This window comes from Limimaricola variabilis (assembly GCF_034371605.1).
GTDB lineage: Bacteria > Pseudomonadota > Alphaproteobacteria > Rhodobacterales > Rhodobacteraceae > Limimaricola > Limimaricola variabilis.
The window spans coordinates 1,455,371-1,481,908 of sequence record NZ_CP139691.1 but is presented as its reverse complement, the minus strand read 5'-3'; the positions used below and the strand labels follow the sequence as shown (position 1 = coordinate 1,481,908).

The 26,538-nt window shown below is 68.2% G+C and carries 24 protein-coding genes; 20 read left to right on the top strand and 4 right to left on the bottom strand.

What is annotated here, in order from left to right; all coding sequences use genetic code 11:
* The first annotated feature begins 23 nt into the window (after nucleotides 1-23).
* The 20 genes from T8T21_RS07265 (at nucleotide 24) to folD (ending at nucleotide 21,265) form a co-directional block, all read left to right on the top strand.
* On the top strand, nucleotides 24-1,613 hold the full coding sequence (locus T8T21_RS07265; protein WP_322337363.1) for an alpha-amylase family glycosyl hydrolase: 1,590 nt from the start codon (nucleotides 24-26) through the stop codon (nucleotides 1,611-1,613).
* Nucleotides 1,614-1,720: 107 nt separating this feature from the next.
* Nucleotides 1,721-3,220 (top strand): ATPase domain-containing protein, encoded by a 1,500-nt coding sequence (locus tag T8T21_RS07260; RefSeq protein ID WP_322337362.1) that lies wholly within the window; start codon nucleotides 1,721-1,723, stop codon nucleotides 3,218-3,220.
* Complete coding sequence (locus tag T8T21_RS07255; protein ID WP_322337361.1) at nucleotides 3,207-5,237, top strand: ATP-binding protein; 2,031 nt, start codon at nucleotides 3,207-3,209, stop codon at nucleotides 5,235-5,237. Before T8T21_RS07260 ends, T8T21_RS07255 begins: the two co-directional genes overlap by 14 nt.
* A 141-nt stretch (nucleotides 5,238-5,378) precedes the next feature.
* Entirely contained in the window at nucleotides 5,379-5,900 is a 522-nt protein-coding gene (gene ruvC / locus T8T21_RS07250; RefSeq protein ID WP_183473832.1) for a crossover junction endodeoxyribonuclease RuvC, read from the top strand.
* Nucleotides 5,897-6,586, top strand: coding sequence for a Holliday junction branch migration protein RuvA (gene ruvA / locus T8T21_RS07245; RefSeq protein ID WP_322337360.1), 690 nt, complete (start codon nucleotides 5,897-5,899; stop codon nucleotides 6,584-6,586). The genes ruvC and ruvA overlap by 4 nt, the downstream gene beginning before the upstream one ends.
* A 48-nt stretch (nucleotides 6,587-6,634) precedes the next feature.
* Nucleotides 6,635-7,669 (top strand): Holliday junction branch migration DNA helicase RuvB, encoded by a 1,035-nt coding sequence (ruvB, locus tag T8T21_RS07240; protein ID WP_322337359.1) that lies wholly within the window; start codon nucleotides 6,635-6,637, stop codon nucleotides 7,667-7,669.
* Nucleotides 7,670-7,730: 61 nt separating this feature from the next.
* Nucleotides 7,731-8,390 carry a hypothetical protein gene (locus T8T21_RS07235; RefSeq protein ID WP_322337358.1) on the top strand — a complete coding sequence of 220 codons (660 nt, stop codon included), beginning with the start codon at nucleotides 7,731-7,733 and terminating at the stop codon, nucleotides 8,388-8,390.
* Between the two features lie 52 nt (nucleotides 8,391-8,442).
* Nucleotides 8,443-8,838: a tol-pal system-associated acyl-CoA thioesterase gene (ybgC, locus tag T8T21_RS07230; protein ID WP_322337357.1), complete on the top strand. Its 396-nt coding sequence runs from the start codon at nucleotides 8,443-8,445 to the stop codon at nucleotides 8,836-8,838.
* A 183-nt stretch (nucleotides 8,839-9,021) separates the two neighbouring features.
* Nucleotides 9,022-9,672 carry a protein TolQ gene (gene tolQ / locus T8T21_RS07225; RefSeq protein WP_407660130.1) on the top strand — a complete coding sequence of 217 codons (651 nt, stop codon included), beginning with the start codon at nucleotides 9,022-9,024 and terminating at the stop codon, nucleotides 9,670-9,672.
* Nucleotide 9,673: 1 nt separating this feature from the next.
* A complete protein-coding gene (locus tag T8T21_RS07220; protein ID WP_183473850.1) occupies nucleotides 9,674-10,168 on the top strand; it encodes an ExbD/TolR family protein in 495 nt (164 codons plus the stop codon).
* 10 nt (nucleotides 10,169-10,178) lie between these two features.
* The gene (locus tag T8T21_RS07215) at nucleotides 10,179-11,378 is read left to right on the top strand and encodes a hypothetical protein (protein ID WP_322337356.1); all 1,200 of its coding nucleotides are present in this window, start codon (nucleotides 10,179-10,181) and stop codon (nucleotides 11,376-11,378) included.
* Nucleotides 11,379-11,497: 119 nt separating this feature from the next.
* Nucleotides 11,498-12,829 (top strand): Tol-Pal system beta propeller repeat protein TolB, encoded by a 1,332-nt coding sequence (gene tolB, locus T8T21_RS07210; protein WP_322337355.1) that lies wholly within the window; start codon nucleotides 11,498-11,500, stop codon nucleotides 12,827-12,829.
* A gap of 76 nt (nucleotides 12,830-12,905) precedes the next feature.
* Nucleotides 12,906-13,457: a peptidoglycan-associated lipoprotein Pal gene (gene pal / locus T8T21_RS07205; protein WP_183473859.1), complete on the top strand. Its 552-nt coding sequence runs from the start codon at nucleotides 12,906-12,908 to the stop codon at nucleotides 13,455-13,457.
* On the top strand, nucleotides 13,457-14,290 hold the full coding sequence (ybgF, locus tag T8T21_RS07200) for a tol-pal system protein YbgF (protein WP_322337354.1): 834 nt from the start codon (nucleotides 13,457-13,459) through the stop codon (nucleotides 14,288-14,290). Before pal ends, ybgF begins: the two co-directional genes overlap by 1 nt.
* Nucleotides 14,287-15,540: a tRNA lysidine(34) synthetase TilS gene (gene tilS, locus T8T21_RS07195; RefSeq protein ID WP_322337353.1), complete on the top strand. Its 1,254-nt coding sequence runs from the start codon at nucleotides 14,287-14,289 to the stop codon at nucleotides 15,538-15,540. The genes ybgF and tilS overlap by 4 nt, the downstream gene beginning before the upstream one ends.
* Before the next feature lie 82 nt (nucleotides 15,541-15,622).
* Complete coding sequence (gene ftsH, locus T8T21_RS07190) at nucleotides 15,623-17,539, top strand: ATP-dependent zinc metalloprotease FtsH (RefSeq protein WP_183473879.1); 1,917 nt, start codon at nucleotides 15,623-15,625, stop codon at nucleotides 17,537-17,539.
* A 121-nt stretch (nucleotides 17,540-17,660) separates the two neighbouring features.
* Nucleotides 17,661-18,260 carry an MOSC domain-containing protein gene (locus tag T8T21_RS07185; protein ID WP_322337352.1) on the top strand — a complete coding sequence of 200 codons (600 nt, stop codon included), beginning with the start codon at nucleotides 17,661-17,663 and terminating at the stop codon, nucleotides 18,258-18,260.
* An 81-nt stretch (nucleotides 18,261-18,341) separates the two neighbouring features.
* Nucleotides 18,342-20,018 carry a formate--tetrahydrofolate ligase gene (locus tag T8T21_RS07180; RefSeq protein WP_322337351.1) on the top strand — a complete coding sequence of 559 codons (1,677 nt, stop codon included), beginning with the start codon at nucleotides 18,342-18,344 and terminating at the stop codon, nucleotides 20,016-20,018.
* Nucleotides 20,019-20,069: 51 nt separating this feature from the next.
* Nucleotides 20,070-20,375 (top strand): chorismate mutase, encoded by a 306-nt coding sequence (locus T8T21_RS07175; protein ID WP_322337350.1) that lies wholly within the window; start codon nucleotides 20,070-20,072, stop codon nucleotides 20,373-20,375.
* Nucleotides 20,372-21,265, top strand: coding sequence for a bifunctional methylenetetrahydrofolate dehydrogenase/methenyltetrahydrofolate cyclohydrolase FolD (folD, locus tag T8T21_RS07170; protein ID WP_322337349.1), 894 nt, complete (start codon nucleotides 20,372-20,374; stop codon nucleotides 21,263-21,265). The genes T8T21_RS07175 and folD overlap by 4 nt, the downstream gene beginning before the upstream one ends.
* On the opposite strand, the gene pdeM is transcribed toward folD, so the two are convergent.
* From pdeM to T8T21_RS07150, 4 genes are all read right to left on the bottom strand, one after another.
* Nucleotides 21,262-21,951: a ligase-associated DNA damage response endonuclease PdeM gene (gene pdeM / locus T8T21_RS07165; protein WP_322337348.1), complete on the bottom strand. Its 690-nt coding sequence runs from the start codon at nucleotides 21,949-21,951 to the stop codon at nucleotides 21,262-21,264. The two genes, folD and pdeM, sit on opposite strands and share 4 nt — an antisense overlap.
* A gap of 49 nt (nucleotides 21,952-22,000) precedes the next feature.
* Nucleotides 22,001-24,433, bottom strand: coding sequence for a ligase-associated DNA damage response DEXH box helicase (locus T8T21_RS07160; RefSeq protein WP_322337347.1), 2,433 nt, complete (start codon nucleotides 24,431-24,433; stop codon nucleotides 22,001-22,003).
* A 31-nt stretch (nucleotides 24,434-24,464) separates the two neighbouring features.
* Nucleotides 24,465-25,070, bottom strand: coding sequence for a MarR family winged helix-turn-helix transcriptional regulator (locus T8T21_RS07155; RefSeq protein ID WP_183473900.1), 606 nt, complete (start codon nucleotides 25,068-25,070; stop codon nucleotides 24,465-24,467).
* Nucleotides 25,071-25,191: 121 nt separating this feature from the next.
* Nucleotides 25,192-26,502: an ATPase gene (locus T8T21_RS07150; RefSeq protein WP_183473903.1), complete on the bottom strand. Its 1,311-nt coding sequence runs from the start codon at nucleotides 26,500-26,502 to the stop codon at nucleotides 25,192-25,194.
* Between the last annotated feature and the right edge of the window lie 36 nt (nucleotides 26,503-26,538).

Genomic DNA, 26,538 nt, shown 5'->3' with positions numbered 1-26,538 from the left:
CCCTGGGACGAAAGGATTCGAGGATGAGCAAGGCGAATTGGTGGAAGGGTGCGGTGATCTACCAGATCTATCCGCGCTCCTATCAGGACGGCAATGGCGACGGCATCGGCGACCTCAAGGGGATCACGGCGCGGCTGCCCCATATCGCCGATCTCGGCGTCGACGCGGTCTGGCTGTCGCCGATCTTCACCTCGCCCATGGCCGACATGGGTTACGACGTGTCGAACTACACCGACATCGACCCGACCTTCGGCACGCTCGCGGATTTCGACGAGATGGTCGCCCGCGCGCACGAGCTTGGGCTCAAGGTGATGATCGACCAGGTGCTGTCGCACAGCTCCGACAAGCATCCCTTCTTCGAGGAAAGCCGGCAGAGCCGCGACAACCCCAAGTCCGACTGGTACGTCTGGGCCGATCCCAAGCATGACGGATCTGCCCCCAACAACTGGCAGGCCATCTTCGGCGGCATCGCCTGGGAGTGGGAGCCGCGCCGTCGGCAGTACTACTTCCACAACTTCCTGAAGGAGCAGCCCGACTTCAACTTCCACAATCCGGAAGTGCAGGACTGGCTCCTGGGCACGATGCGCTTCTGGCTCGATCGCGGCGTTGACGGCTTCCGTCTCGACACCGTGAACTTTTACTTCCACGACAAGCATCTGCGCGACGACCCGGCCGATTTCCGTCTGAACGGCACCCAGGCGGTCAAGCCCTACGACATGCAGTACCACATCTTCTCGAAGAACCAGCCGGACAACATCGCCTTCCTCGAGAAGATGCGCCGGCTGATGGACGAGTATGACGATCGCACTCTGGTGGGCGAGGTCGGCGAGAGCCACCACCCGATCGAGATCATGGGCGAGTACACCTCGGCCAACCGGCTGCACATGGCCTACAGCTTCGAGATGCTGGGGCCGAACTTCACCGCCGAGCATTTCCGTCACCAGATCGACCAGTTCTTCAAGCACGCGCCGAAGGGCTGGCCGTGCTGGGCGCTCTCGAACCACGACGTGCCGCGCCACGTGACCCGCTGGGCCGAGCATGGCGACCAGGAGGCGGTGGCCAAGCTCGCCGCGGCGATGCTGCTGTCGATGGAAGGTTCGATCTGCGTCTATCAGGGCGAGGAGCTGGGTCAGACCGAGACCGAACTGGAGTTCGAGGAGCTGACCGACCCGCAGGGCATCAACTTCTGGCCCGCCGACAAGGGCCGCGACGGCTGCCGCACGCCGATGGTCTGGGAGCGGAACGCGCCCAATGCCGGCTTCTCCGACAGCGACAAGTCGTGGCTGCCGGTCAAGGCACCGCAGGCGGCGCGTGCCGTCGATACCCAGAAAGGCGTCGAGGGGTCGGTGCTCGAAACCTACCGCGCGCTTCTGAAGCTGCGGCGCGAAACCCCGGACCTGCGCGAGGGCCGCACCATGTTCGCCGAGACCGAGGAGCCGGTGCTGGCCTTCCATCGCGGCGAGAAGACCGTCTGCGCCTTCAATCTTTCGGCCACGCCGCAGGAAATCGAGCTGCCGGGGATCACCGAAACCCTCTTCGCGCTCTCGGCCGAGAGCGCGGATGGCAAGGTCTGGCTCGGTCCGAACGGCGCGCTGATCGCACGGCTCGGCTGATACTCTGCAGGCACGGCCCCCGGGCCGTGCCGCCCCCCTTCAAGCTGCCTTTTGGTGCCCCCTCAAAGCTGCTAGGAGGCACTGACCGGCGTGAAGGAGCGGAGCCCATGAGACCCAAGGAGTATGCCCGTACCGGGGTGCCAGGGCTCGACGATGTTCTGGCAGGAGGGCTGACCCGCCGCCATGTCTTCCTGCTCGAGGGCGCGCCCGGCACCGGCAAGACCACCACCGCGATGCGCTTTCTCCTGGAAGGCGCCGAGCGCGGCGAGACCTGTCTCTACGTGACCTTGTCGGAGACCGAGGAAGAGCTGCGCGACAGCGCCGCCTCGCATGGCTGGACCTTGGACGAACGCGTTTCCGTCTTCGAGGTCGTCCCCGCCGAAAGCCTGCTCGATGCAGATCAGCAGCAAAGCCTGCTCTACTCATCGGATCTGGAGCTGGGCGAGGCGACCCGCCAGATCTTCGACGCCTTCGAGCGGATCCGCCCCCAGCGGGTGGTGATCGACAGCCTCTCGGAGATCCGGCTGCTGGCGCAGGGCTCTCTGCGCTACCGCCGCCAGATCCTCGCCATGAAGCACTACTTCGCGCGGCAGGACGCCACCGTGCTGATGCTCGACGATCTCACCGCCGAGGCGCATGACCGCACCGTGCACAGCGTCGTGCACGGGGTGATCCAGCTCGAAGAGCTGGCGCCTGAATACGGGGCCGAGCGGCGCCGTCTTCGGGTCACCAAGTATAGGGGGCAGCGCTACCGCGGCGGCTACCACGACTTCGCCATCAAGACCGGCGGCATCGAGGTGTTCCCGCGCCTCGTGGCGCTCGAGCACCGCACCGATTTCGACCGCAGCCCGCGCGGCAGCGGCATCCCCGAGCTCGACAAGCTGCTGGGTGGCGGGGTCGAGCAGGGGTCGAGCACGCTCGTGCTCGGGCCCTCGGGTACCGGCAAGAGCCTGTTCGCTTTGCAGTTCGCGCTCGCCGCGATCGAGCGGGGCGAGCGTGCCGCGTTCTTTGTCTTCGACGAGGAGCTGAGCCAGCTCGAGGCGCGATTGGTCAAGATGGGCATCGACCTGCCGTCGCTGCGCGAAAGCGGCGCCTTGCTGGTCGAGCAGATCGACGCCGCCGAGATGTCGCCCGGCGAATTCTCGCAAAAGGTCCGCGACTGCGTGGCGACGCTGGGCGTGCGCACCGTGGTGATCGACAGCATGAACGGTTACCAGGCCGCGATGCCGCACGAGAACGCGCTGATCCTGCACATCCATGAACTCCTGCAGTTCCTAAATCGGCAGGGCGCCTCGACCTTCCTGACCGTGGCGCAGCACGGGCTGGTTGGCGACATGCGGTCGCCACTCGACCTGACCTACCTGGCCGATACCGTCGTGCTGCTGCGCTATTTCGAGGCGATGGGACAGGTCCGCCGCGCGGTCTCGATCATCAAGAAGCGAACCGGCGCGCATGAGGACACCATCCGCGAATACCGGATCGGCGGCGAAGGGCTCGAACTCGGCGCACCGCTGCGTGGCTTCCAAGGCGTGTTGCGCGGCGTGCCGGACTTCATTGGCTCCGCCGGGCCGCTGATGGGGATGGATGCCGACAATGCCGGGAGCTGAACCGGCACGCGCGCTAATCCTCGCGCCCGGCGGGCGGGACGCGCGGCTCGCATCGGCATTGCTCGCGGAAATCGGCCAACCTTCGATTATCTGCGACGACATGCCCTCCTTCGTCACGGCGCTGGGCGAGGGCACGGCCTTCTGTCTGCTGACCGAGGAGACGGTCCAGCATGCCGATCTCGCGGCCTTGGCCACGGCGGTCGAGGCCCAGCCAAGCTGGTCGGCGTTGCCCTTCATCATCCTGACCCGGCATGGCGGCGGGCCCGAGCGTAACCCGGAGGCGGCGCGGCTCTCCGAAATCCTGGGCAACGTCACCTTTCTCGAGCGGCCCTTCCACGCCACCACCTTTGCAAGTGTCGCGCGCAGCGCCCGGCGCGGCCGCGAGCGGCAGTTCGAGGCGCGAGCTGCGGTCGAGCAGCTCCATCGCAGCGACGAGATGCTGCGTACCGCGCTGACGGCCGGGCGGCTCGGAGCATGGAAGCTGCGGCCCTCGACCGGCGAACTGGTTACGTCGCCGCTACTGCGGGCGATCTTCGGCCGGCAAGAGGCCGAAGGGCTGACCTATGAGGAATTCATCGCCGGCCTGCATCCCGACGATGTCGAAAGGGTGAGCGCCACCATCGCCGATGCGGTCCGCGACGGGACCGAGTATCGCGCCCAGTTCCGAGTTGTCTGGCCCGATGGCAGCCAGCGCTGGGCCGAGGCGGTGGCGCGGACCGAGCGCGAGCCTGACGGCGAAATCCAGCTCGTTGGCGTGACCTCCGACATCACCGACCGCAAGCGGGCCGAGGCCGACCAGCGCGAACAGACCGAGGAACTGGAACGGCGCGTGGCCCAGCGCACCGCCGAGCTGGAAAGCGCGCATGCACGCGTGCTCGAGGAAATCCGCCAGCGCGAACGGACCGAGGGCCAGCTGCTGCAAAGCCAGAAGATGGAGGCGATCGGGCAGCTCACCGGCGGCGTGGCGCATGACTTCAACAACCTGCTGATGGCGGTACTGAGCAATCTTGACCTGCTGTCGCGCCATGTCGCGGGTGATGCGCGCGCGGCCAGGCTGATCGACGGCGCGATCCAAGGGGCGCAACGCGGTGCCGCGCTGACCCAGCGCCTGCTCGCCTTCGCGCGCAAGCAGGAGCTGGAGGTCGCGCCGCGCGACCTAGCCGGGCTCGTGCGCGAGTCCGAGGAGCTGCTGCGCCGATCGCTGGGAGACGGGATCGAGCTGCAGATTTCGCTGCCCGAAGGTCTGCCCGCGGCGCAGGTCGACGGTCCCCAGTTCGACCTCGCGCTGCTGAACCTCGTGGTCAACGCGCGCGACGCGATGCCGGGCGGCGGCCGGATCGCCATTTCGCTCGAAGAAGCTGCGGCCGCGAACGCGCCCGACCTCGCGGATGGCCGGTACCTGCGGCTGATCGTCGGCGACACCGGCATCGGCATGGACGCCGCGACGCTCGATCAGGCGACGCAGCCTTTCTTCTCGACCAAGGAGCTGGGCAAGGGCACGGGCCTGGGCTTGTCGATGATCCATGGGCTGGCGCAGCAGCTGGGCGGCGCGCTGCGGCTGTCGAGCCAGGTCGGAGAGGGCACCCGGGCCGAGCTGTGGCTGCCGGTGGCGACGGGCGTGGCCATGGCGGCGATGGAAGCGCCGGCCAGCAGTACGACGCCGGGCGCGTCGCTGCGGATCCTGTTTGTCGACGACGACGCGCTGATCGCGATGAGTAGCGTGGAGTTGCTGGAGGATCTGGGTCACGAGGTGACCGAGGCCAATTCGGCGGCGCAAGCGCTGGGCCTGCTCGAAGGCGGGGCGGAAATCGATCTGCTGATCACCGATTTCTCGATGCCGCGGATGAATGGCGGCGAGTTGGCGCGCCGGGCACGCGCTTTGCGGCCCGATCTGCCGGTGCTGCTCGCTACCGGCTATGCCGAGCTGCCCGAGGGCGACGCGCTCGATCTGCCGCGCCTCGCCAAGCCCTACATGCAGCGGCAGCTCTCAGACGCGATCGCCCGGCTCGGTCTCTGAACGACCGCGGCGGTTGCGCGACAGGTGGCGACGCATGTCTCGCGGCCATGGCTTGCGTTCGCGCTTTGTGCTAGGGATCGGAAAAACCACGTAGAACAAGGGCCGGGGCGGAGAGCAGCCGCGATCGGCGAATGGGGGCACATGCGAGTCATCGGGATCGATCCGGGTCTGCGGAATCTCGGCTGGGGCGTGATCGAAGCGCAGGGCGCCCGCCTGCGCCATGTCGCCAACGGCACCTGCCATTCCGAAGGGGACGATCTGGCCGAGCGCCTGCTGTCGCTGGCCCACCAGCTGCGCGCGGTGATCGCGCTGCATGCACCGCAGGCGGCTGCCGTGGAACACGTCTTCGTCAACTCCGACGGCGCCGGCACGCTCAAGCTCGGTCAGGCGCGCGGCATCGCGCTGATGATCCCGGCCGAGGCGGGGCTGGCGGTGGGGGAATACATGCCCTCGACCATCAAGAAGGCCGTGGTCGGCAACGGCGCCGCCGCCAAGGCGCAGGTGCAGCACATGGTGAAGCTGCAGCTTCCCGGCGTGAAGCTCGACAGTGCCGACGCCGCCGACGCGCTGGCTGTCGCAATCTGCCATGCCCATCACCTGCAATCCGCCGGCCACCTTGCGGCCGCTGTCGCGCGGGCCGAAACGACGAGGGCCCGGGCATGATCGGCCGCATCGCGGGACGGCTCGAATACCGGGCCACCGATCACGTGCTGATCGACGTGCGTGGCGTGGGCTATGTCGTCTATGTCTCCGACCGGGTGCTCGCGCAGTTGCCGGGGCCGGGGGAGGCCGTGGCGCTCTATACCGAGCTTCTGGTGCGCGAGGATATCCTTCAGCTCTTCGGCTTTCCGACGCTGGTGGAAAAGGAATGGCACCGGCTGTTGCTCACCGTGCAGGGCATCGGCGCCAAGGCGTCCCTGGCGATCCTGGGCGCGCTCGGCGCGGACGGGCTGAGCCGCGCCATCGCGCTTGCCGATTGGTCGGCCGTGGCCCGCGCCAAGGGAGTCGGCCCCAAGACGGCGCAGCGCGTGGTCAACGAGCTCAAGGACAAGGCGCCTTCGATCATGGCGATGGGCGCACAGCCGGCCGCGATGCGTATGGACGACGCCGAGGCGGTGCTCGAGGATGCGCCTGCCGCCGCGCCCGCGCCGAAACGGCAGGCTGCCAGGAAGAAGGACGAGGGCAATGCCGCGGCGCAGGCCGAGGCGCTCTCGGCCCTGGGCAATCTCGGTTATGGCCTGTCGGAAGCCGCGGGCGCCGTGGCAGAGGCCGCGCATGAGACGCCCGAGGCTGACACGGCGGTGCTGATCCGCGCGGCGCTGCGCAAGCTCGCCCCCAAGGAGCGGTGAGATGCCGCGCTGCCTTACAATGTTGCCCCGCGATGCTAGGACTGGACGATGACCGACGCTCCCGATCCCGCGCTGCGCCCCGAGCGGCTTCCCGAGGACCACGACCGCGCGTTGCGGCCTCAGGGTCTCGACGAGTTCATCGGCCAGGCCGAGGCCCGCGCCAACCTGCGCATCTTCATCGAAAGCGCCCGGATCCGTGGCGAGGCGATGGACCACACGCTGTTCCATGGCCCGCCGGGTCTCGGCAAGACGACGCTGGCGCAGATCATCTCTCGCGAGCTGGGCGTGGGATTCCGCATGACCTCCGGGCCAGTGCTGGCCAAGGCGGGCGATCTCGCCGCCATTCTCACCAATCTCGAACCGCGCGACGTGCTCTTCATCGACGAGATCCACCGTCTGAACCCGGCGGTCGAGGAGGTGCTCTACCCTGCGCTCGAGGATTACGCGCTCGATCTGGTGATCGGCGAGGGTCCGGCCGCGCGCACCGTGCGGATCGAGCTGCAGCCCTTCACGCTGGTCGGCGCGACGACCCGGCTCGGCCTGCTCACCACGCCGCTGCGCGACCGCTTCGGCATTCCGACGCGGCTGCAATTCTATACCGTTGACGAGCTGCACGAGATCGTCACCCGCAATGCCCGGCTGCTGGGCACCCCCGCCGATGATGATGGCGCGCGCGAGATCGCGCGTCGGGCGCGCGGCACCCCCCGTATTGCCGGGCGGCTGCTGCGCCGGGTCGTCGATTTCGCGGTGGTCGAAGGCGATGGGCGCGTGACACGCGAGATCGCGGACAGTGCGCTGACCCGGCTCGGCGTCGACGATCTCGGCCTCGACGGGGCCGACCGGCGCTACCTGCGGCTCATCGCAGAGGCCTATGGCGGCGGGCCGGTGGGGATCGAGACACTGTCGGCGGCGCTGTCGGAAAGCCGGGATGCGCTGGAGGAGGTGATTGAGCCCTTCCTGCTGCAGCAAGGGCTGATCCAGCGCACGCCGCGCGGACGGATGCTGGCCCATGCTGCATGGCGGCATCTCGGCCTCGCCGCGCCGCGCGCGCCCGAATCGGGGCAGGGCGTCTTGTTCGATTGATCCCCCGCGCTTGCCCGACAGGGCCGCGACGCGTATCCCGGCCCAAACAGGAGGACCGGCGATGTTGGATGCAAAAGCCGTCGAGGCGATGTTCACCCGGGGCGATGGCGGCTATATGTGCGCGCGCTGGGGCCGGCCGATCGTGCCGGTGGTGTTCGGGGTCGAGGACGAAACGCTCGGCGTGATGAAAGCGGCGCTGCAGGCGCTGTGCCGCCTCGCCGATCACGACATGGCCGAAACCGATCCCGAGCTGGGCGTGAACCTGCTGGTTTTCTTCTGTCGCGAATGGGACGAGCTCGCAGCCGTGCCCGATCTCGACAAGCTGGTGCCGGGCCTGCAGGAACTGCTGGCGAAGCTGGCGGAGAACGATGCCAGCCAGTACCGCGCCTTCCGCTTCGAGCCGGACGGCGCGATCCGGGCCGGCATCGTCTTTCTGCGCATGAAGGGCGAAGCGGCCGAGGTGCCCGCAGACGTGTTGGCGCTGAGCCAGGCGGTGCTGTCCATGCTGACTTGGTCGGAGAGCGCTTTCGACGCGACCTCGCCGCTCGCCTCTGCCCCGGATGGCACGGTCGTGCTCAAGCCCGAGATCGCAGCGCTGATACGCGCCGCCTATGACCCGGTTCTGCCGGCGGCTTCGGACGACCCGGCCACGGCGTTGCGGCTCGCCGCGCGAATCCGTGCGGGAGAAGGCAGCGCGGCGGCGGCTCCTGACGAGGCATGAACGGCGTCGTGTCCGAAATGTCACTCGTGCTCTATCGCGCCGAAGGCCACGTATGACGCATCGTTTCGACATCCGTGTCTACTATGAGGACACCGATCTCGCCGGGATCGTCTATTACGCCAACTACCTGAAATTCATCGAAAGGGCCCGCACCGAATGGGTGCGGGGCCTGGGCGTCGATCAAGCCCGTCTCAAGGCGGAGGATGGCATCGTCTTCGCGGTCCGGCGGGTCGAGGCCGACTACCTCGTTCCTGCACGCTTCGATGACGTTCTGACGGTGGAGACCAATCTCGAAGAGCTTGGCGGCGCACGGATCACTCTGTCCCAGGCGGTGCGGCGGGGCGAGACGGCATGCTTCGCGGCGCAGGTGCAACTCGTGGCGCTGTCGCAAGCGGGGCGGCCAATCCGACTGCCAGCCGGGCTGCGCGCCGCGCTGGCGGCAGGGTAGGGCGGCGGAGTTCCGCCGACGACGCCATGGGGGTGTCGGCGGGGCTGTCCCCTCTCACCGCACCGTGCAAAGCGCGAAGTGGATTTCGCCTTGAGGATCGGGTATGCGCCCCCCTAGCGGCCCGGCAGAGGCCGCGCGCGCGTCACAAAGAGCAGGCAGATGGATCAGGTAGTAGACTTCTCGATGTGGGGGTTGTTCGCCCGCGCGACGATCACCGTCAAATTCGTCATGATCGCTCTGATCCTGGCTTCGATCTGGTGCTGGGCCGTGATCGTCGACAAGGTCATCCAGTACCGGGCCGCTCGCAGCGAGGCCGCGCGATTCGACCGCGCTTTCTGGTCCGGCGAACCGCTCGATCAGCTCTTCGACGAGATCGGTGCCAACCCGCGCGGCGCCTCCGAGAGGATCTTCGCCGCCGGCATGACCGAATGGCGCCGGTCGCATCGTCAGGATGGCGGGCTGATCGCCGGTGCTCAGGCACGGATCGACCGGGGCATGGACGTGGCCATCGCCAAGGAGGCATCGCGGCTGCAACGCGGCCTGCCGGTGCTGGCGACGACCGGATCGACCGCGCCCTTCGTCGGCCTGTTCGGCACCGTATTCGGCATCATGAACGCCTTCATCGAAATCGCCGAGGCGCAGAACACCAACCTCGCCGTCGTGGCGCCGGGCATCGCCGAGGCGCTGCTCGCCACGGGTCTCGGCCTCATGGCTGCTATCCCGGCCGTGATCTTCTACAACAAGCTGTCGGCCGATGCCGACCGGCTAATCGGCGGCTACGAGGCCTTCGCCGACGAATTCTCGACCATCCTGTCGCGCCAGCTGGATAGCTGAGATGGGCGCTGGGGTCATGAAATCGGGCGGAGGCGGCAATCGCCGCGGACGCCGCCGGGGCCGGGCGCAGCCGATGGCCGAGATCAACATCACGCCCTTCGTGGACGTGATGCTGGTGCTGCTGATCATCTTCATGGTCGCGGCGCCGCTGATGACCGTGGGCATCCCGGTGGAGTTGCCGCAGACCGCGGCCGCGGCACTGCCCTCCGACGAGGAGGAACCGCTGACCGTGACCGTGACCGCCGAGGGCGGGCTGATGATTCAGACCACCGAGGTGCCGCAGGGCGAGCTGATCGGCCGGCTGCAGGCGATCGCGTCCGAGCGCAGCTCGAACCGCATCTTCCTGCGCGCTGACGGCGCCAATGCCTGGAACCGGGTCGCCGAGGTGATGGGCGCGCTCAACGCTGGCGGCTTCTCGAATATCGGCCTGGTCACGGATGTGGGCGGGTCGGATTTCGGGGCGGGCGCGCCGACCGCGCTGCCCTCGGGCGGCTGAGGCCCTTGCTATGAGCACCGGCGGCTACATTTCGGGCATCGGCCACGCCGGCCTGCTGCTCTGGCTCGTCATGGGCTGGGGTTTCGACGCCGAACCGCTGGATTTCGAGATCGCGCCGGTGTCCGTCGTATCCGGCGAGGAATATGCCGCGCTCGTCGCCGCGACCTCGCCGCAGCCGCAGACCGAGCAGCCGCCCGCGCCCGAGACGCCCGTGGTCGAAGAGACCCCGCCCGCGCCCGAGACGCCGCAGGAGACCCCGGCCGAGCCGGCCCCGCCGCCGCCCGCCCCGGCGGCCCCGGCCGAGGAAACCCCGCCGCCGCCTACCCCGGAGCCGTTGCCCGAACCGCCCGCCGAGGCGGTCGAGGAGATCGCAACGCCGCCGGCGCCCCCTGCCGCTGCGCCGCCGCCGGTGCCGGAGCTGCCGAACATCTCCGAGCGCCCCGTGCCCCGCCCCGCGCCCCGCGTGGCGCCGGAGGCCGTTGCGCCGCCGCCGCCTGACGCGCAGGTGGCCGATGCCGTGCGCGAGGCCGCGACGCCCGATGCTGAAAGCGCCGAGGTGGCCGAGATCGAGGAGGAGGCAACCGCCCCCGAGGAGGCCACGACCGAGATCGTGACCGAGGCTGAGGAGCCCGCCAGCGCGCCCGAGACACCGCCCGCCCCGCAGGTCGCGGCGCTGGCGCCGCCCTCGGCGCCACGTCCGCCATCGCGTCCGGCCCGCCGCGATCCAGCTCCGGCGCCCGCCCCCGAAACGCCTGCCGAGACGCAGAGCGCTTCATCGCAGGAGGCCGAGCCCACGCCCGCGCCGGTCGACACCAGCGACGCCGTGGCCGATGCGCTGGCCGCTGCGCTGGCCTCCACGCCTGCTCCGGCGGCGCCCGCCGCCAATCCCGGCCCGCCGATGACCGGCGCCGAGCAGGACGCCTTCCGTGTCGCGGTGCAGCAGTGCTGGAACGTCGATGTCGGCTCCGAGGCGGCACGGGTGACGCTGACCGTGGCTTTCGATCTCGACCCGCAGGGCCGGGTGCAGGGCGACGTGCGGCGGATCTCCGGTGAAGGCGGCAGCGACGGCGCGATCGAGGCGGCCTTCCAGGCGGCCCGGCGCGCGATCCTGCGCTGCCAGCGCGACGGCTACGTGCTGCCCGCCGACAAGTACGAGCAGTGGAAGGAGGTCGAGATGACCTTCGACCCCTCGGGCATGAGGATGCGCTGATGTTTCGGCGCGCTCACGAAACCGTTGAACCCGCGCGCCCGAAGGGGCGTTGCCCAAACACACGCCGCTGCGCACAAAGGGGCGCCAGACCCCCGCGGCCTGACGGAACGAGGACCAAGATGCTGACCAGAACCATCGCGCTTCTGCTGGCGCCGCTCGTCGCGGCGACCCTGCTTCCCGCCCCGGTGACCGCCCAGAGCGGCCCGTTGCGGATCACCATCTCCGAAGGCGTGATCGAGCCGCTGCCCTTCGCCGTGCCGATGTTCCAGGCCGAGACCGGCGGCGCCGAGCAGATCGCCGCCGACATCACCCGCGTGGTGGCGCAGGACCTGACTGGCACCGGCCTGTTCCGCGAGATCCCGGCCTCGTCCTTCATCTCGACCCCCGCGAGCTTTGCCAGCCCCGTGGCCTACCCGGACTGGCGCGCGATCAACGCGCAGGCGCTGATCACCGGCGCGGTCGCCGTGAACGGCAACCAGCTCACCGTGAAGTTCCGCCTGTTCGACGTCTTCACCGGCGCCGAGCTGGGCGAGGGGCTCCAATTCGCCGGCACCACCGGCGGCTGGCGCCGCATGGGTCACAAGGTGGCCGACGCGGTCTATTCCCGCATCACCGGCGAAAGCGGCTATTTCGACAGCCGCGTCGTGTTCGTCTCGGAAAGCGGCCCCAAGGACAACCGCGCCCGTCGTCTGGGCATCATGGATTACGACGGCGAGAACCGGCAGTTCCTGACCGACAGCAACAGCCTCGTCCTCGCCCCGCGCTTCTCGCCCAATGGCGACCGGGTGCTCTACACCAGCTACGAGAGCGGCTTCCCGCGGATCAGCCTGCTCGACGTCGCCAGCGTCGGCCGGCGGCAGATCACTACCGTCGAGGGCGAAATGGCTTTTTCGCCGCGCTTCTCCAAGGATGGCAGCGCGGTGATCTACTCGGTCTCCACCGGCGGCAACACCGACATCTACCGCACCGATCTCGGCTCCGGTTCGCATAGCCGCCTGACCTCGGCGCCCTCGATCGAGACCTCGCCCTCGCTGTCGCCCGATGGCAGCCGCATCGTTTTCGAGAGCGACCGTTCCGGCACCCAGCAGCTCTACGTCATGTCCGCCTCCGGCGGTGAGCCGCAGCGCATTTCCTTCGGCGAGGGCCGCTACGGCTCGCCGGTGTGGTCGCCGCGCGGCGACCTGATCGCCTTCACCAAGCAGAATGCGGGCCGTTTCCACATCGGCGTGATGCGCACCGACGGTTCCGAGGAGCGGCTGCTCACCTCGTCCTTCCTGGACGAAAGCCCCACCTGGGCGCCGAACGGCCGCGTGCTGATGTTCACCCGCGAGACGCAGGGCGCCTCGGGCGGCCCGCAGATCTACTCGGTCGACATCTCTGGTCGCAATCTCAAGCAGGTGCCGACCGGTGGCTTTGCCTCGGATCCGTCCTGGGGACCGCTGCAACAGTAAGGACCCGGCGTTTGCACGGGGGCGACCCCGTGCTAGGCATTTTCACGAACACTCCTCGAGGGGCAGGACCAATTTCATGAACAAGTATCTCACCGTATCCATCCTCGTCGGCGCGCTGGCGCTCTCCGCCTGTACCAGGCCTGACCGCTTCGGCGCGGGTGCCGGTGCTGGCGCGGACGGCATGGGCGTCGGCGCGGGCGCTGGCGCAGGCTTCGATCAGGCCGGTATCGGCCAGAGCGGCCTTGGCGCCGGCAACCCCAACAGCCCCGAATACTTCCAGCAGACCATCGGTGACCGCGTGCTCTTCGCGGTCGACCAGTCGACGCTGAGCGCGGAGGCGATGGCGACGCTGGACGGGCAGGCGCAGTGGCTGCAGGCCAACAGCGATTACCTCGCGGTGATCGAAGGCCATGCCGACGAGCAGGGCACCCGCGAATACAACGTCGCGCTGGGCGCGCGGCGGGCCAACGCGGCGCGCGAATACCTGATCTCGCGCGGCGTGCCGGCGAACCGTCTGCGCACCATCTCCTACGGCAAGGAGCGTCCGATCGCGACCTGCTCCGACCCGAGCTGCTACGCGCAGAACCGTCGCGCCGTCACCGTGATCGCGGCCGGGGCGCTGAGCTGATGAAGGCCCCCCTGCGCAGCCTCGCGCTCCTGTGCGCCCTTGCGGCTCCGGCCGTGGGCAATGCGCAGGGGCAGTCCCAGACCCTGGCCGACATCCGGCAGGAGCTGTCGGTGCTCTATGGCGACATCCAGTCGCTCCGCCGCGAGCTCGACACCACCGGCGCCACACCGCAGGCGGTCGGCGGAAACTCGGCGCTGGAGCGGCTCAACGCCATCGAAGCACAGCTTCAGGGCCTGACCTCCAAGACCGAGGAACTGGAGTTCCGGATCAACCGGATCACCACCGACGGCACCAACCGGGTCGGCGATCTTGAATTCCGGATCTGCGAGCTGGAGCCCGATTGCGACATCAGCCAGCTCGGCGACACGCCGAGCCTCGGCGGCGTCGACAGCGCGTCTTCCGTACCCACCCCTGCGGCCCCGGCTCCGACCGGGTCCGGCCCCGCTCTCGCCGTCGGCGAGAAGGCGGATTTCGAGCGGGCGTCGGAGGTGCTCGCCCAAGGTGACTTTCGCAGCGCCGCTGACCAGTTTGCGGCCTATCTCCAGGCCTACCCAGGCGGCGCGCTGAGTTCCGAAGCACTGTTCGGTCGCGGCGAAGCGTTGACCGGGCTGGGTGACAACGCCGGCGCGGCGCGGGCCTATCTCGACAGCTTCTCCGGCGATCCCGACGGCAAGGTCGCACCGCAGGCGCTGCTCAAGCTCGGCCAGTCGCTCGCGGCGCTGGGCCAGGTGCCCGACGCTTGCGTGACGCTGGGCGAGGTCGGGACCCGCTTTCCGGGCGACCCGGCAGCGACCGAGGCGCAGACCGCGATGCGAAACCTGTCCTGCCAGTGACCACGCGGCCCGATCCGCCGGGCGCCGTGGTCGCGAGTTTCTTCGAGACGTTCGAGACCGAGCTCCGAAATGGGCTCGGTCTCGCCGTGTCGGGGGGCGGGGATTCCATGGCGCTGCTGCATCTCATGACGCGTGAGGCGCAGGCCCGTGGTATCCCTTGCCGCGCGGCCACGGTCGATCACGGGCTGCGCCCCGAGGCCAGGGCCGAGGCGATGCGCGTGGCCAGTGCCTGTATGGAATTGGGCGTGCCGCACGAGATTCTCCACTGGACCGGTTGGGACCGCAGGGGGAATCTGCAGGACGCCGCCCGCCACGCGCGGCAACGCCTGCTCGGGAACTGGGCCGCGTGCCATGGGCTCGGCACGGTGGCACTGGGACACACGCTGGATGATCAGGCCGAAACGGTGCTGATGCGGCTGGCGCGCGGCTCCGGCGTCGACGGGCTCTCGGGGATGGCTCAGGCGCGGCGCGAAGGCGGTCTCGCATGGCTGCGGCCGCTGCTCGGTCTGCGTCGCGACGCGTTACGTGACTGGATGCAGGAACGGGGTATCGCGTGGGATGAGGATCCCTCCAACGCCGACCCACGGTTCCAGCGGGTTCGCGCCCGGGACGCGCTTGCGCAGCTCGAGCCGGTCGGCATCGATACGCAGGGGTTGGCCGAAACCGCGGAGCGCATGGCGATGGCGCGTGCGGCGCTGGATCACCTTGCCGGGGATCTCTCTGCCCGCGCGCTGCGGCTTGCAGGCGGCGCGGTCCGGATCGACGCCACCGCGATGCGCGAGGCCCCTGAGGAGACGCGACTGCGGCTGGTATCGGCGGCGCTGCGCTGGATCGGCGGGGCGGCCTACCGGCCAAGGCTCGACAGCTTGCGCCGCGCGCTCGACCAAGCGGCGGCTGGGCATTGGCGCAGCCTGTCAGGGGTGCTGTTGGGCGAGAGGGCAGGGCAGCTGTGGCTATGCCGAGAACCCGCGCGGGTCGGACCGGATGTGGCGCCTGATGCGGTGTGGGACGGGCGCTGGCGGCTCGAGACCCCGCCACGGGAGGTGGGGCTGCGACTCGGGGCGCTGGGCACGGCCGGACTCACGCACTGTCCGGACTGGCGCGATACCGGACTGCCGCGACCCGCCTTGCTCGCCAGCCCGGCGCTGTGGCGCGGCGAAACGCTCCTCGCGGCGCCGATCGCCGGATTTGGGAGCGATTCCGGCGCGCGGATTGTCGCGGAGTTCCCTTATCCGGCGCTTCCGCATTGAAGATGCCACGGCAATCTCTATCTTGATTTCACGGTCCTCGCGCCGATAAGCGCGGACTGATCTATTTTTCGGAGGAAATCCCTTGGGCAACGCGCGCAACATCGCCTTCTGGGTCGTGCTCTTCTTGCTGATCCTGGCGCTGTTCAACCTGTTCAGCGGCGGGCAGTCCACGCTCCAGTCGAATTCCCGCAATTATTCCGACTTCGTCGAGGCGGTGGAGACGGGCAATGTCGCGCAGGTGACGCTCGACGGCGAAGAGGTCCGCTATCGCGGCACCGACGGCCGTGACTATGTCACCATCAAGCCCGAGGATGCCGAGGTCACGCAGCTGCTGATCGAACGCGACATTCCCGTGAGCGCGCGCAGCCAGGAGCAGTCGGGTTTCACCACCTTCCTGCTGTCGCTGTTGCCCTTCCTGCTGCTGATCGGTGTCTGGATCTATTTCATGAACCGGATGCAGGGCGGCGGACGCGGCGGCGCCATGGGCTTCGGCAAGAGCCGGGCCAAGCTGCTGACGGAAAAGCATGGCCGCGTCACTTTCGACGACGTCGCCGGCATCGACGAGGCCAAGGACGAGCTCGAGGAGATCGTCGAATTCCTGCGCAATCCGCAGAAGTTCTCGCGCCTCGGCGGCAAGATCCCCAAGGGCGCGCTGCTCGTGGGCCCTCCTGGCACCGGTAAGACGCTGCTGGCACGTGCCATCGCGGGCGAAGCGGGCGTGCCCTTCTTCACCATCTCGGGCTCCGACTTCGTCGAGATGTTCGTGGGCGTCGGCGCCAGCCGCGTGCGCGACATGTTCGAGCAGGCCAAGAAGAACGCACCCTGCATCGTCTTCATCGACGAGATCGATGCCGTGGGCCGGTCGCGTGGCGTGGGCTATGGCGGCGGCAACGACGAGCGCGAGCAGACGCTGAACCAGCTTCTGGTCGAGATGGACGGCTTCGAGGCGAACGAGGGCATCATCATCGTGGCGGCGACCAACCGTCCCGACGTGCTCGACCCCGCGCTGCTGCGCCCGGGCCGTTTCGACCGCCAGGTGCAGGTGCCGAACCCGGACATCAAGGGCCGCGAGAAGATCCTCGGCGTGCATGCCCGCAAGGTGCCGCTTGGCCCGGATGTCGATCTGCGCATCATCGCGCGTGGCACCCCCGGCTTCTCGGGCGCGGATCTCGCCAACCTCGTCAACGAGGCGGCGCTGATGGCCGCGCGCGTCGGCCGCCGGTTCGTGACGATGATCGATTTCGAGAACGCCAAGGACAAGGTCATGATGGGCTCGGAGCGTCGCTCCATGGTCATGACCGAGGACGAGAAGAAGCTGACCGCCTATCACGAGGCCGGTCACGCCATCGTCGGCCTCAACGTTCCGCAGCATGACCCGATCCACAAGGCGACCATCATCCCGCGCGGCCGTGCCCTCGGTCTGGTGCTGAGCTTGCCCGAGCGCGACCAGCTCTCGGTTACCTACACCAAGTACAAGTCCAAGATCGCCATGGCGATGGGGGGCAAGGTCGCCGAGGAGCTGATCTTCGGCAAGGAAAACGTGACCTCGGGCGCCACCTCGGACATCCAGCAGGTGACCAAGATCGCCCGCGCGATGGTCACGCAGTTCGGCTTCTCGGACAAGATCGGCCATATCGACTACGCCAACGAGCAGCAGAGCTATCTCGGCTCCTATTCCGGCGGGGCGAGCCACTCGGCCGAGACCCAGAAGATCATCGATGAAGAAGTCCGCCGGATCATCGACGAGGGCTACGAGACCGCCAAGCGCATCCTGACCGAGCGGCGCGAGGATCTCGAGCGTCTGGCGCAGGGCCTCCTCGAGTACGAGACGCTGACCGGCAACGAGATCACCCGCGTGATCGCCGGCGAGCCGCTCAACAGGGGCGACGATGACGACCATCAGAAGCCCGAGCAGGGCGGCGGCGCGTCGATCACCGCGATCCCCAAGACGCGCAAGCCCAAGGCGCCCGATGGCGGGCTGCCCGAGCCCAGCGCCTGAGCGCCACGTTCCACGTGAATCGATATGAGCCCCGGCCCCGCAAGGCGCCGGGGCTTTTCGTGTGCGCTTGAGCGAGGCGGAACCTGCTGGCATGAGGAGTGCAATCAATGCAGGAATCGCCATGCCCGCGCTTGCCCCTACCGAATTCACTGGACGCATCACTTGGCTCGGCCGTGTTCCGCACCGCAACGAAGCGCCGATCGAAACGCTGGCACTCGAGAAGATGGAGCTCGGTTTCGGTGGCATGGATGGTGAGGTTCATGCCGATCTGACCCGTCCCTCCTGCTCGCGCGTCACCTCGCAGCATCCCAAGGGGACCGAGATCCGTAACACCCGTCAGCTCAGCCTTGTGGGCGCAGAGGAGCTCGACGAGATCGCGAAACGGCTCGACCTCGAGGCGGTCGATCCCGCTTGGCTCGGCGCCTCGGTGGTGATCGCTGGTCTGCCGGATTTCAGCCACCTGCCGCCCTCGGCGCGCCTGCAGGGGCCAGACGGCTGCACCCTTGTCATCGATATGCAGAACCGGCCCTGCCAGTTCCCCGCCATGACCATCGAGACGGCACGGCCGGGCCATGGCAAGGCGTTCAAATCGGCGTCCGAGGGGCTGCGCGGTGTAACGGCTTGGGTCGAACGCCCCGGCACATTGCGGCCGGGCGATACGCTTCGCCTGCATCTGCCGGATCAACGGGCGTGGCGTCCCATTGCCGCAGGCGACGCATAAGGGCCGCGATGGGTCGCCTGGGCGCGGGACAGCGCGGCCGGGCGGGTGAGGCTGGGGTCAGGACAGGGGGGAACTAAGCGCATGGCACAGAAATCCGACATCGAGATCGCCCGCGCGGCGGATAAGCTGCCGATCCGCGAGATCGGCGCACGGCTGGGCATTCCCGAAGCCGACCTGCTGCCCTACGGGCACGACAAGGCCAAGATCTCCCAACGCTTCATCGACGGGCTGAAGGACCGCCCTTCGGGCAGGCTGATCCTCGTCACCGCCATCAACCCGACCCCGGCCGGCGAGGGTAAGACCACGACGACCGTGGGGCTGGGCGATGCGATTAACCGGATCGGCCGCAAGGCCGCGATCTGCATCCGCGAGGCGTCCCTCGGACCGAATTTCGGCATGAAGGGCGGCGCCGCCGGCGGCGGCTATGCGCAGATCGTGCCGATGGAGGAGATGAACCTCCATTTCACCGGCGATTTCCACGCGATCACCAGTGCCCACAACCTGCTCGCCGCGATGATCGACAACCACATCTACTGGGGCAACGAGCTCGACATCGACACCCGCCGCATCACATGGCGCCGGGTGATCGACATGAACGACCGGGCGCTGCGGCAGATCACCGCGAGCTTGGGCGGCGTGACCAACGGCTTTCCGCGCGAAGCGGGGTTCGACATCACCGTCGCGTCCGAAGTCATGGCAATCCTCTGCCTCGCTACCGATCTGCGCGATCTGCAAAGGCGGCTGGGCGACATGATCGTGGCCTACAGGCGAGACAGGTCGCCGGTCTTTGCTCGCGATCTCAAGGCGGATGGCGCGATGACGGTGCTGCTGCGCGACGCAATGCAGCCCAATCTCGTGCAGACGCTCGAGAACAACCCCGCCTTCGTCCATGGCGGCCCTTTCGCCAACATCGCACATGGCTGCAACTCGGTCATCGCCACTACCACGGCGCTCAAGCTTGCAGATTTCGTGGTGACAGAAGCCGGTTTTGGCGCCGATCTGGGCGCCGAGAAGTTCTTCGACATCAAGTGCCGCAAAGCCGGGCTGCACCCCGATGCGGCGGTGCTGGTGGCGACGATCCGGGCGTTGAAGATGAATGGCGGCACCGCCAAGGAGGATCTCGGCACCCCGGATGCCGAGGCCGTCTCGCGCGGTTGCGCCAATCTTGGGCGGCACCTCGCCAATCTCAAGGGCTTCGGCGTGCCGGTAATCGTCGCGATCAATCATTTCGCAGGTGACAGCGAGGCCGAGATCGCCGCCGTGACGGACTATGTCCACCAGCACGGCTCCGAGGCGGTGCTGTGCCGGCATTGGGCCGTGGGCGGCAAGGGCGCCGAGGCGTTGGCCGAGCGGGTCGTGAAGCTGGCCGAGAGCGGCGCCTCCTCCTTCGCGCCGCTCTACGAGGACGAGATGGGCCTCTTCGACAAGATCGACACCATCGCCCGGCGCATCTACCACGCCGATCAGGCGATCGCGGATGCCAAGATCCGCGACCAGCTCCACGCCTGGGAGGCACAAGGCTACGGCCATCTGCCGGTCTGCATGGCCAAGACGCAGTATTCCTTCACCACCGATCCGACCCGGCGCGGCGCGCCTACCGGCCACGACGTGCCGGTCCGCGAGGTCCGGCTGTCGGCTGGGGCGGGCTTCGTCGTCGCGGTCTGCGGGGAGATCATGACCATGCCCGGCCTGCCGAGCCGTCCTGCAGCAGAGAAGATTCGGCTATGCGATGCCGGTCATGTCGAGGGTCTGTTCTAGGCCGCCGCCTTGTGGGAAAAGGCCCCCGAACGAGCTTTCGGAGGGTTTCGAATGACGGCAGCGGCCGAAATCGGCGACATGGCGGCGCTCAGGCGCGAGATTGACGCGATCGACGCGGAGCTGGTGCGGCTTCTGGCGCACCGCTCGACGATGATCGAACGCGCGATCGAGCTGAAGCCGCGCGAGGGGCTGCCCGCCCGGATCGAAAGCCGGGTGCAGGACGTGCTCGACAAGGTGATCGCCCGCGCCCATGCCGAAGGCCTCGACACCGGCCTGACCGAGCGGCTGTGGCGCGAGATGATGGAGCATTTCATCGCGCGAGAAGAAGAGGTTCTGGGCAAGGGAGACGCCGAATGAGCGCCACCATCATCGACGGCAAGGCGTTTGCCGCCGACATTCGCGGCCGTGTGGCCGAGCAGGTCGCGATCCTGAAGGAAGCGCATGGCATCACCCCCGGCCTTGCCGTGGTGCTGGTCGGCGCCGACCCGGCCTCCGAGGTCTATGTGCGCTCCAAGGGGCGGATGACGGTCGAGGTCGGGATGGAGAGCTTCGAGCACCGCCTGTCCGAAGACACCTCCGAGGCCGATCTGCTGGCGCTGGTGAACAAGCTCAATGCCGACCCGAAGGTGCATGGCATCCTCGTGCAGCTGCCGCTGCCCAAGCACATGAACTCCGACGCTGTCATCAACGCCATCGATCCGGCCAAGGACGTGGACGGCTTTCATATCTCCAATGTCGGCCTTCTGGGCACCGGACAGAAGGCGATGGTGCCCTGCACGCCGCTGGGCTGTCTGATGATGCTGCGCGACCATCTCGGCGACATGTCCGGAAAGGAAGCGGTGGTGATCGGCCGCTCCAACATCGTCGGCAAGCCGATGGCGCATCTGCTGCTGGGCGAGAGCTGCACAGTGAGCATCGCCCATAGCCGCACCAAAGACATCGCCGATGTCGTGCGCCGCGCCGATATCGTGGTCGCCGCGGTGGGTCGTTCGAAGATGGTCAGGGGCGACTGGATCAAGCCCGGCGCGACCGTGATCGACGTCGGCATCAACCGGGTCGAGGCCGAGGGCGGCAAGACGCGGCTGGTGGGTGATGTCGATTTCGACGCGGCGAAGGAGGTCGCGGGCGCGATCACCCCGGTGCCCGGCGGCGTCGGCCCGATGACCATCGCCTGCCTGCTGGCCAACACGCTAACGGCTGCCTGCCGCGCCAATGGTCTGGCCGAGCCCGAAGGGCTCACCGTCTAGAACCGCCTGCGACCTCGCCCCGCGCCTGCGCGCGCGGGGTAGGGGATGAGCAAAGGCTTCGATCCTGTCAGCACCGCGAAGGCAGGGCTACCGATCAAGGCGCGCAGTTCCGGCGCGGTGGCAGGCATGCCGCCGGTATAGGCCCCGTAAGCGGGCAGGATCATCCGGGTCGCGTCGAAGAGCAAACAGGCCCGCGCTCCGCCGCAGCCGGGCAGGCCGAGCTTGGGGTGGTAATGCCCTGACAACTCGCCCTGCGCGCCCGGCTCGGCGATATGGCGGAAGGTGAGCGGCCCTAAGACCAGCTCGGCATGATGCGCGCCAGGCAGCCCCGCCGGGCCGGGATCGTGGTTTCCCTCGACCCAGTGCCATGTCCGCCCCTCGATCAACGAGACCAGATGCGCGCGGTCCTGCGGCTCCAGACCGGTCGCCGCGTCGAGATCGTCGAAACTGTCGCCCAGGCAAAGCACGCCATTCGCGCCCGTCGCGGCGAGATCTAATTCCAGCCGCTCCAGCGTCGCGCGGGTCTCGTAGGGCGGCAGCATGGTGCCGCGCCGTCGCGCGATGCGCTCGGACTTGCCCAAGTGCAGGTCCGACACGATCAACAGGTCGCGCGCGCGCCAAAGCAGCGCGCCCGAGGCCAACGCGCAAAGCGTCTCGCCTTGGAAGGGAATCTCGATGGCGTTCATGGAACGTCCCCATGCCCGCGCCGGTCGCGTCATGCAAGCGGGCGGTCCCTCACACCCCCGCGACGGTGGGCGCACCGAAGGCCGCAAGGCCTGACTCCTTCAACAGGCGCGCCGCCTCCTGCTCGGCCAGCCGTTCGCGCCCGGCGCCCGCCACAGGCACTCGGTCCCGCTCCAGCAGCATCGCCGCGGCAAGCGGGGTGGGGCGAGCGGCGCGGACCAAATCGACCCGGCCCTTGGTACGCTCGAGCATCTCCTCGACCCGGGCGAAATCGACGAGGCCGCGCATCGCCTCATCGCGGGTCACGCGCAGGATCAGGTGGTCGGGATCGTATTTCGCCAGCGTGTCATAGAGGATGTCGGACGAGAACGTCGCCTGCTTGCCAGTCTTGCGAACCTGCGGCAGGTTCTTCTCGATCAGCCCGGCGATGCTGGCGACCCCCCTGAAGGTCCGCTTCATCACCGCGTTCGAGGTCAACCACCCTTCCAGTCCCTCGCGCAACTCATGCGCCTCGAACAACGGCGCCGGATCGGTGAGTTCGTTGAGCCCCCAGACCAATGTCGCGTAGTCCGTGCCGACGAAGCCCAGCGGGTGCAAGCCGAGCGTCTCCATCCTGCGGGTAAGCAGCAGGCCGAGCGTCTGCTGGGCGTGCCGGCCCGCGAAGGTGTGGAAGCAGGCATGGTGACGCCCGTCATGCTCAAAGGTCTCGACGAGGATGCGGCCACGCTCAGGCATCTTCGACACTTCGCGCTGGAGATGCAGCCAGTCGCGCGTATGGCGCGGCAGCTCGGGCCAGTCGGGGCGTTGCAGATCGTCGAGGATGCGATGCGCGAGCTGCGCCGAGGTCGGCATCTTGGCGCCCGCATAGGTGGCGATGCGCGGCTCGCGGTCGGCGCGGCGGGTCACTTCGACCGTCATCTCGCGCAGGGTTTCGTAACGCACCACCTGCCCGCCGATGAGGAAGGTGTCGCCGGGGGTGAGTGAGGAGGCGAAGCCCTCCTCGACCTCGCCCAATGGCCGGCCGCCGCCACCGCGCATACGCACCTTGAGCATGTCGGCATCCTGGATCGTGCCGATATTCATGCGAATCCTTAGGGCAGAGCGCGGATCACGCAGCTGCCATAGCCCGTCGGGGCGCCGCAGCAGCCGTTTCCACTTGTCATAGGCGCGCAGCGCGTAGCCGCCCGTGGCGACGAAATCGAGGCAGTCGTCGAACTGCGCCCGACTGATCCCGGCATAGGGGCCGACGGTCTTCACCTCGGTGAAGAGCGCATCCTCGTCGAAGGGTCCGGCACAGGCGGTGATCATGATGTGCTGGCACAACACGTCGAGCGGTCCGGGCCCGCGGGGCGAGCCGTCGAGCTCGTGCGCCTTCACTGCCTCCAGCGCGGCCATGCATTCGACCACCTCGAAACGGTTGGCGGGCACCAGAAGCGCCTTGGAGGGGGCGTTGTAGCGGTGGTTGGCCCGGCCGATCCGCTGCACGAGCCGTTTCACGTTCTTGGGCGCGCCGATCTGGATCACGAGATCGACGTCGCCCCAGTCGATGCCCAGATCGAGGCTGCCGGTGCAGACGATGGCCTTGAGCTCGCCCGCCACCATCGCAGCCTCGACATTGGCACGGACCTGTCGGCTCAGGCTGCCGTGATGGATGCCGATCGGCAGGTCATCCTCGTTGGCGAGCCAGAGCTTGTGAAAGAAGATCTCGGCCTGCGCACGGGTGTTGTGAAAGATCAGCGTCGTCTTGTGCTTCTTGACCTGCTCGAGCACCTCGCGGACGGCGTAGCCGCCGCCGGCCCCCGCCCAGGGCGGCGGAGCCTCAGTGCGCAGCATGGAGATGTCGGGATCGGGACCGGGATCGGCCTCGATGATCTCGCAAGGCTCGGGATGCTTCGCGAGTAGAGAGGCCAGCGCCTCGGGGTCCTCGACCGTGGCCGAAAGGCCGACCCGGCGCAGGCCGGGCGCGAGGGTTTCCAGCCGTCCGAGGCTCAGCATCAGCTGATCGCCGCGCTTGCCCTCCATCAGCGCGTGGATCTCGTCCACCACGATGCGCTTGAGCCCCGCGAAAATGCGCGGTGCATCCTCGTAGGAGACCATCAAGGCGAGGCTTTCGGGCGTGGTCAGCAGGATATGCGGCGGATCGGCACGCTGGCGCTTCTTGGCCGTCTGCTTGGTGTCGCCGGTACGGTCCTCGATCCGGATCGGCAGGCCCATCTCCTCGACCGGGATGGTGAGGTTGCGCCGGATGTCGGTGGCCAGCGCCTTCAGGGGCGAGACGTAGAGCGTGTGCAATCCCTTGTGGCTGCCATCCGCCAGCTCGGCCAGCGTCGGCAGGAACCCGGCGAGGGTCTTGCCGCCCCCGGTAGGCGCGATCAGCATCAGGGCTGGAGCATCGGCGCGTGCGAGCATCTCGCGCTGATGCGGATGGATGCACCAGCCGCGCTTGGCGAACCAGTCGTCGAAGAGGGGGGGCAGCGCGGTCATCCGCTTGATCTAGGGCGACCGGCCCCCCGTTTCAAAGCGTGGCGAGGTGCTGCGCCAGTTCGTCGCGCAGCCGGGCGATCCGGTCCTCAAGCCCCGCCTCGTCGGCGGTGGCGCCGCTCTCGGACCAGTGCGAGAACCGCTCCAGAAGCGGCAGCAGCGTCTCGCGCTCGTCCGGCGTCCAGTCCGACAGGAAACCGCCCAGCAGCAGAAACTTGTAGCGTCGCACCGCCTCGACCATGGCCTGTCCCGACGGCGTCAGCGTCACGATGCTGCGGCGCGCATCGGCGCGGCTGGTGGCGCGCGCGGCGAGGCCGCGGCCGATCAGGTCGGTGACGATCCGGCTGGCCCGCGACGGGTCGATGTTGAGGCGCTGCGCTACGGTGGAGACCATGGTCTCCTCGGCCGGGTCGTCGGCGAACTCGTTGGCTGGGGCGTGGATCGCGATCATCACGTCGAGCTGGGCGAGATCGAGCGGCAGCCCGAGCTCGTCGAGCGCCCGATGTCCGAGCTCGCGGGTGCGCACGCGTCGCCGCCAGCGCTGCAGCACCGCGTCGAATGCCAGCGCCGCGCGGGTGACCTCCGGCGCGATCCCGGCCCGCGCCATGTCTCCGATCAGCTCCTCGTCGCGTTCGGCCATGTTCCGCCCTTCGGTTCGCGTGTCGTGCCGCCGGGCCATCGGCCCGCCGTTCGACCTGATAGCCCATGCGGCCACGAGATTGCCACAGCGGATGAGGAAGGACGTTCCGTCGCGGTCGCGCCTAGTGGACCACCATGCCGTCGCGCACGAACATGTTGTCCCAGGCGCGATCGACCAGTTCGGGGGTCATCTGGTAGGGGATGCCTTCGAACTCGCAGATCGCGATCATCTGGTCGATCAGGAAGATCGGCTGGTAGTTGGCGAAGACGTTGCCGATGCTCGGATATTTGACCTTGAGCAGGTGAAGCATCGCCGCCTGGTCGAGCGGCATCTTCCTCTTGCGGGCGACCATGGCGAAGATCTTCAGGAAATCCTCCTGACTCGGCCCGTCGATCCGGATCTTGTAGAAGATCCGGCGCAGCGCGGCCTGGTCGAAGATCTCGTTCGGGTGGAAGTTGGTAGAGAAGATCACCAGCGTATCGAAGGGCACCTCGAACTTCTCGCCCGACTGCAGTGAGAGGATGTCGCGGTTTTCCTCGAGCGGCACGATCCAGCGGTTGACGAGCTTCTGGGGGGGCTCCGCCTGGCGGCCGAGGTCGTCGACGATGAAGATGCCGCCGGTCGCCTTGAGCTGAAGCGGCGCCTGATAGGTCCGGGCCACTGGGTTGTAGACCAGGTCGAGCATGTCGAGCGACAGCTCGCCCCCGGTCACCACGGTCGGGCGTTCGCAGCGCACGTAGCGTGGATCGAACCGCATCCCGGCGCGGCGCAGCGCGCTGGGCGCGTCCTCGTTGTCCTCGACGCTGGCATGGATGATCGGGTCGTAGACCGTGATCACCTGACCGCCATATTCGAGCGCGCGGGGCACGTAGACCAGATCGCCCAAGGCGTCGCGGATGCCGTTGGAGATCGAGGATTTGCCGTTGCCGGGCGGGCCATACATGAGGATCGAACGGCCGGCGCCGATGGCCGGGCCAAGCTGGCCGAGCAAGGCGTTGGGCAGCACGAGATGCCCCATCGCCGCGTCCAGCCGGTCGCGGGTCATGGTCAGGTTGCGCACCGATTGGCGGGCCACCTGCTCGCGATAGGTGGCAAGCGGCACCGGCATCGCGCCGAAATATTCGGACTGCGCCAGCGCATCGAGCGCCCGCGCCCGGCCGGTATCGGTGAGCTGGTAGGGCATCTCGGTGCCGGGATCGATGCCGTTCAGCGTGCCCATCGCCTCGAGCAGCTTCTGGCCGCGAAGCGCGTCGATCAGCTCCTGCGCGACATTGACCGGCAGGCACAGTGCCCGGCCGATCTCGCTCGGCAGCCGGACATTGGTGCGAAAGATGGTCTTGAGCGCGATGTCACGCATCATGACCGGCGGCAGCCCCGCCGCCTCGAGGCTGCGCGGGACCTGCGGCGCGGCCGTGCCGACCTGCATGTTCATGGATCACTCCGCTACGGCGATCGGTGTCCTCCCGAC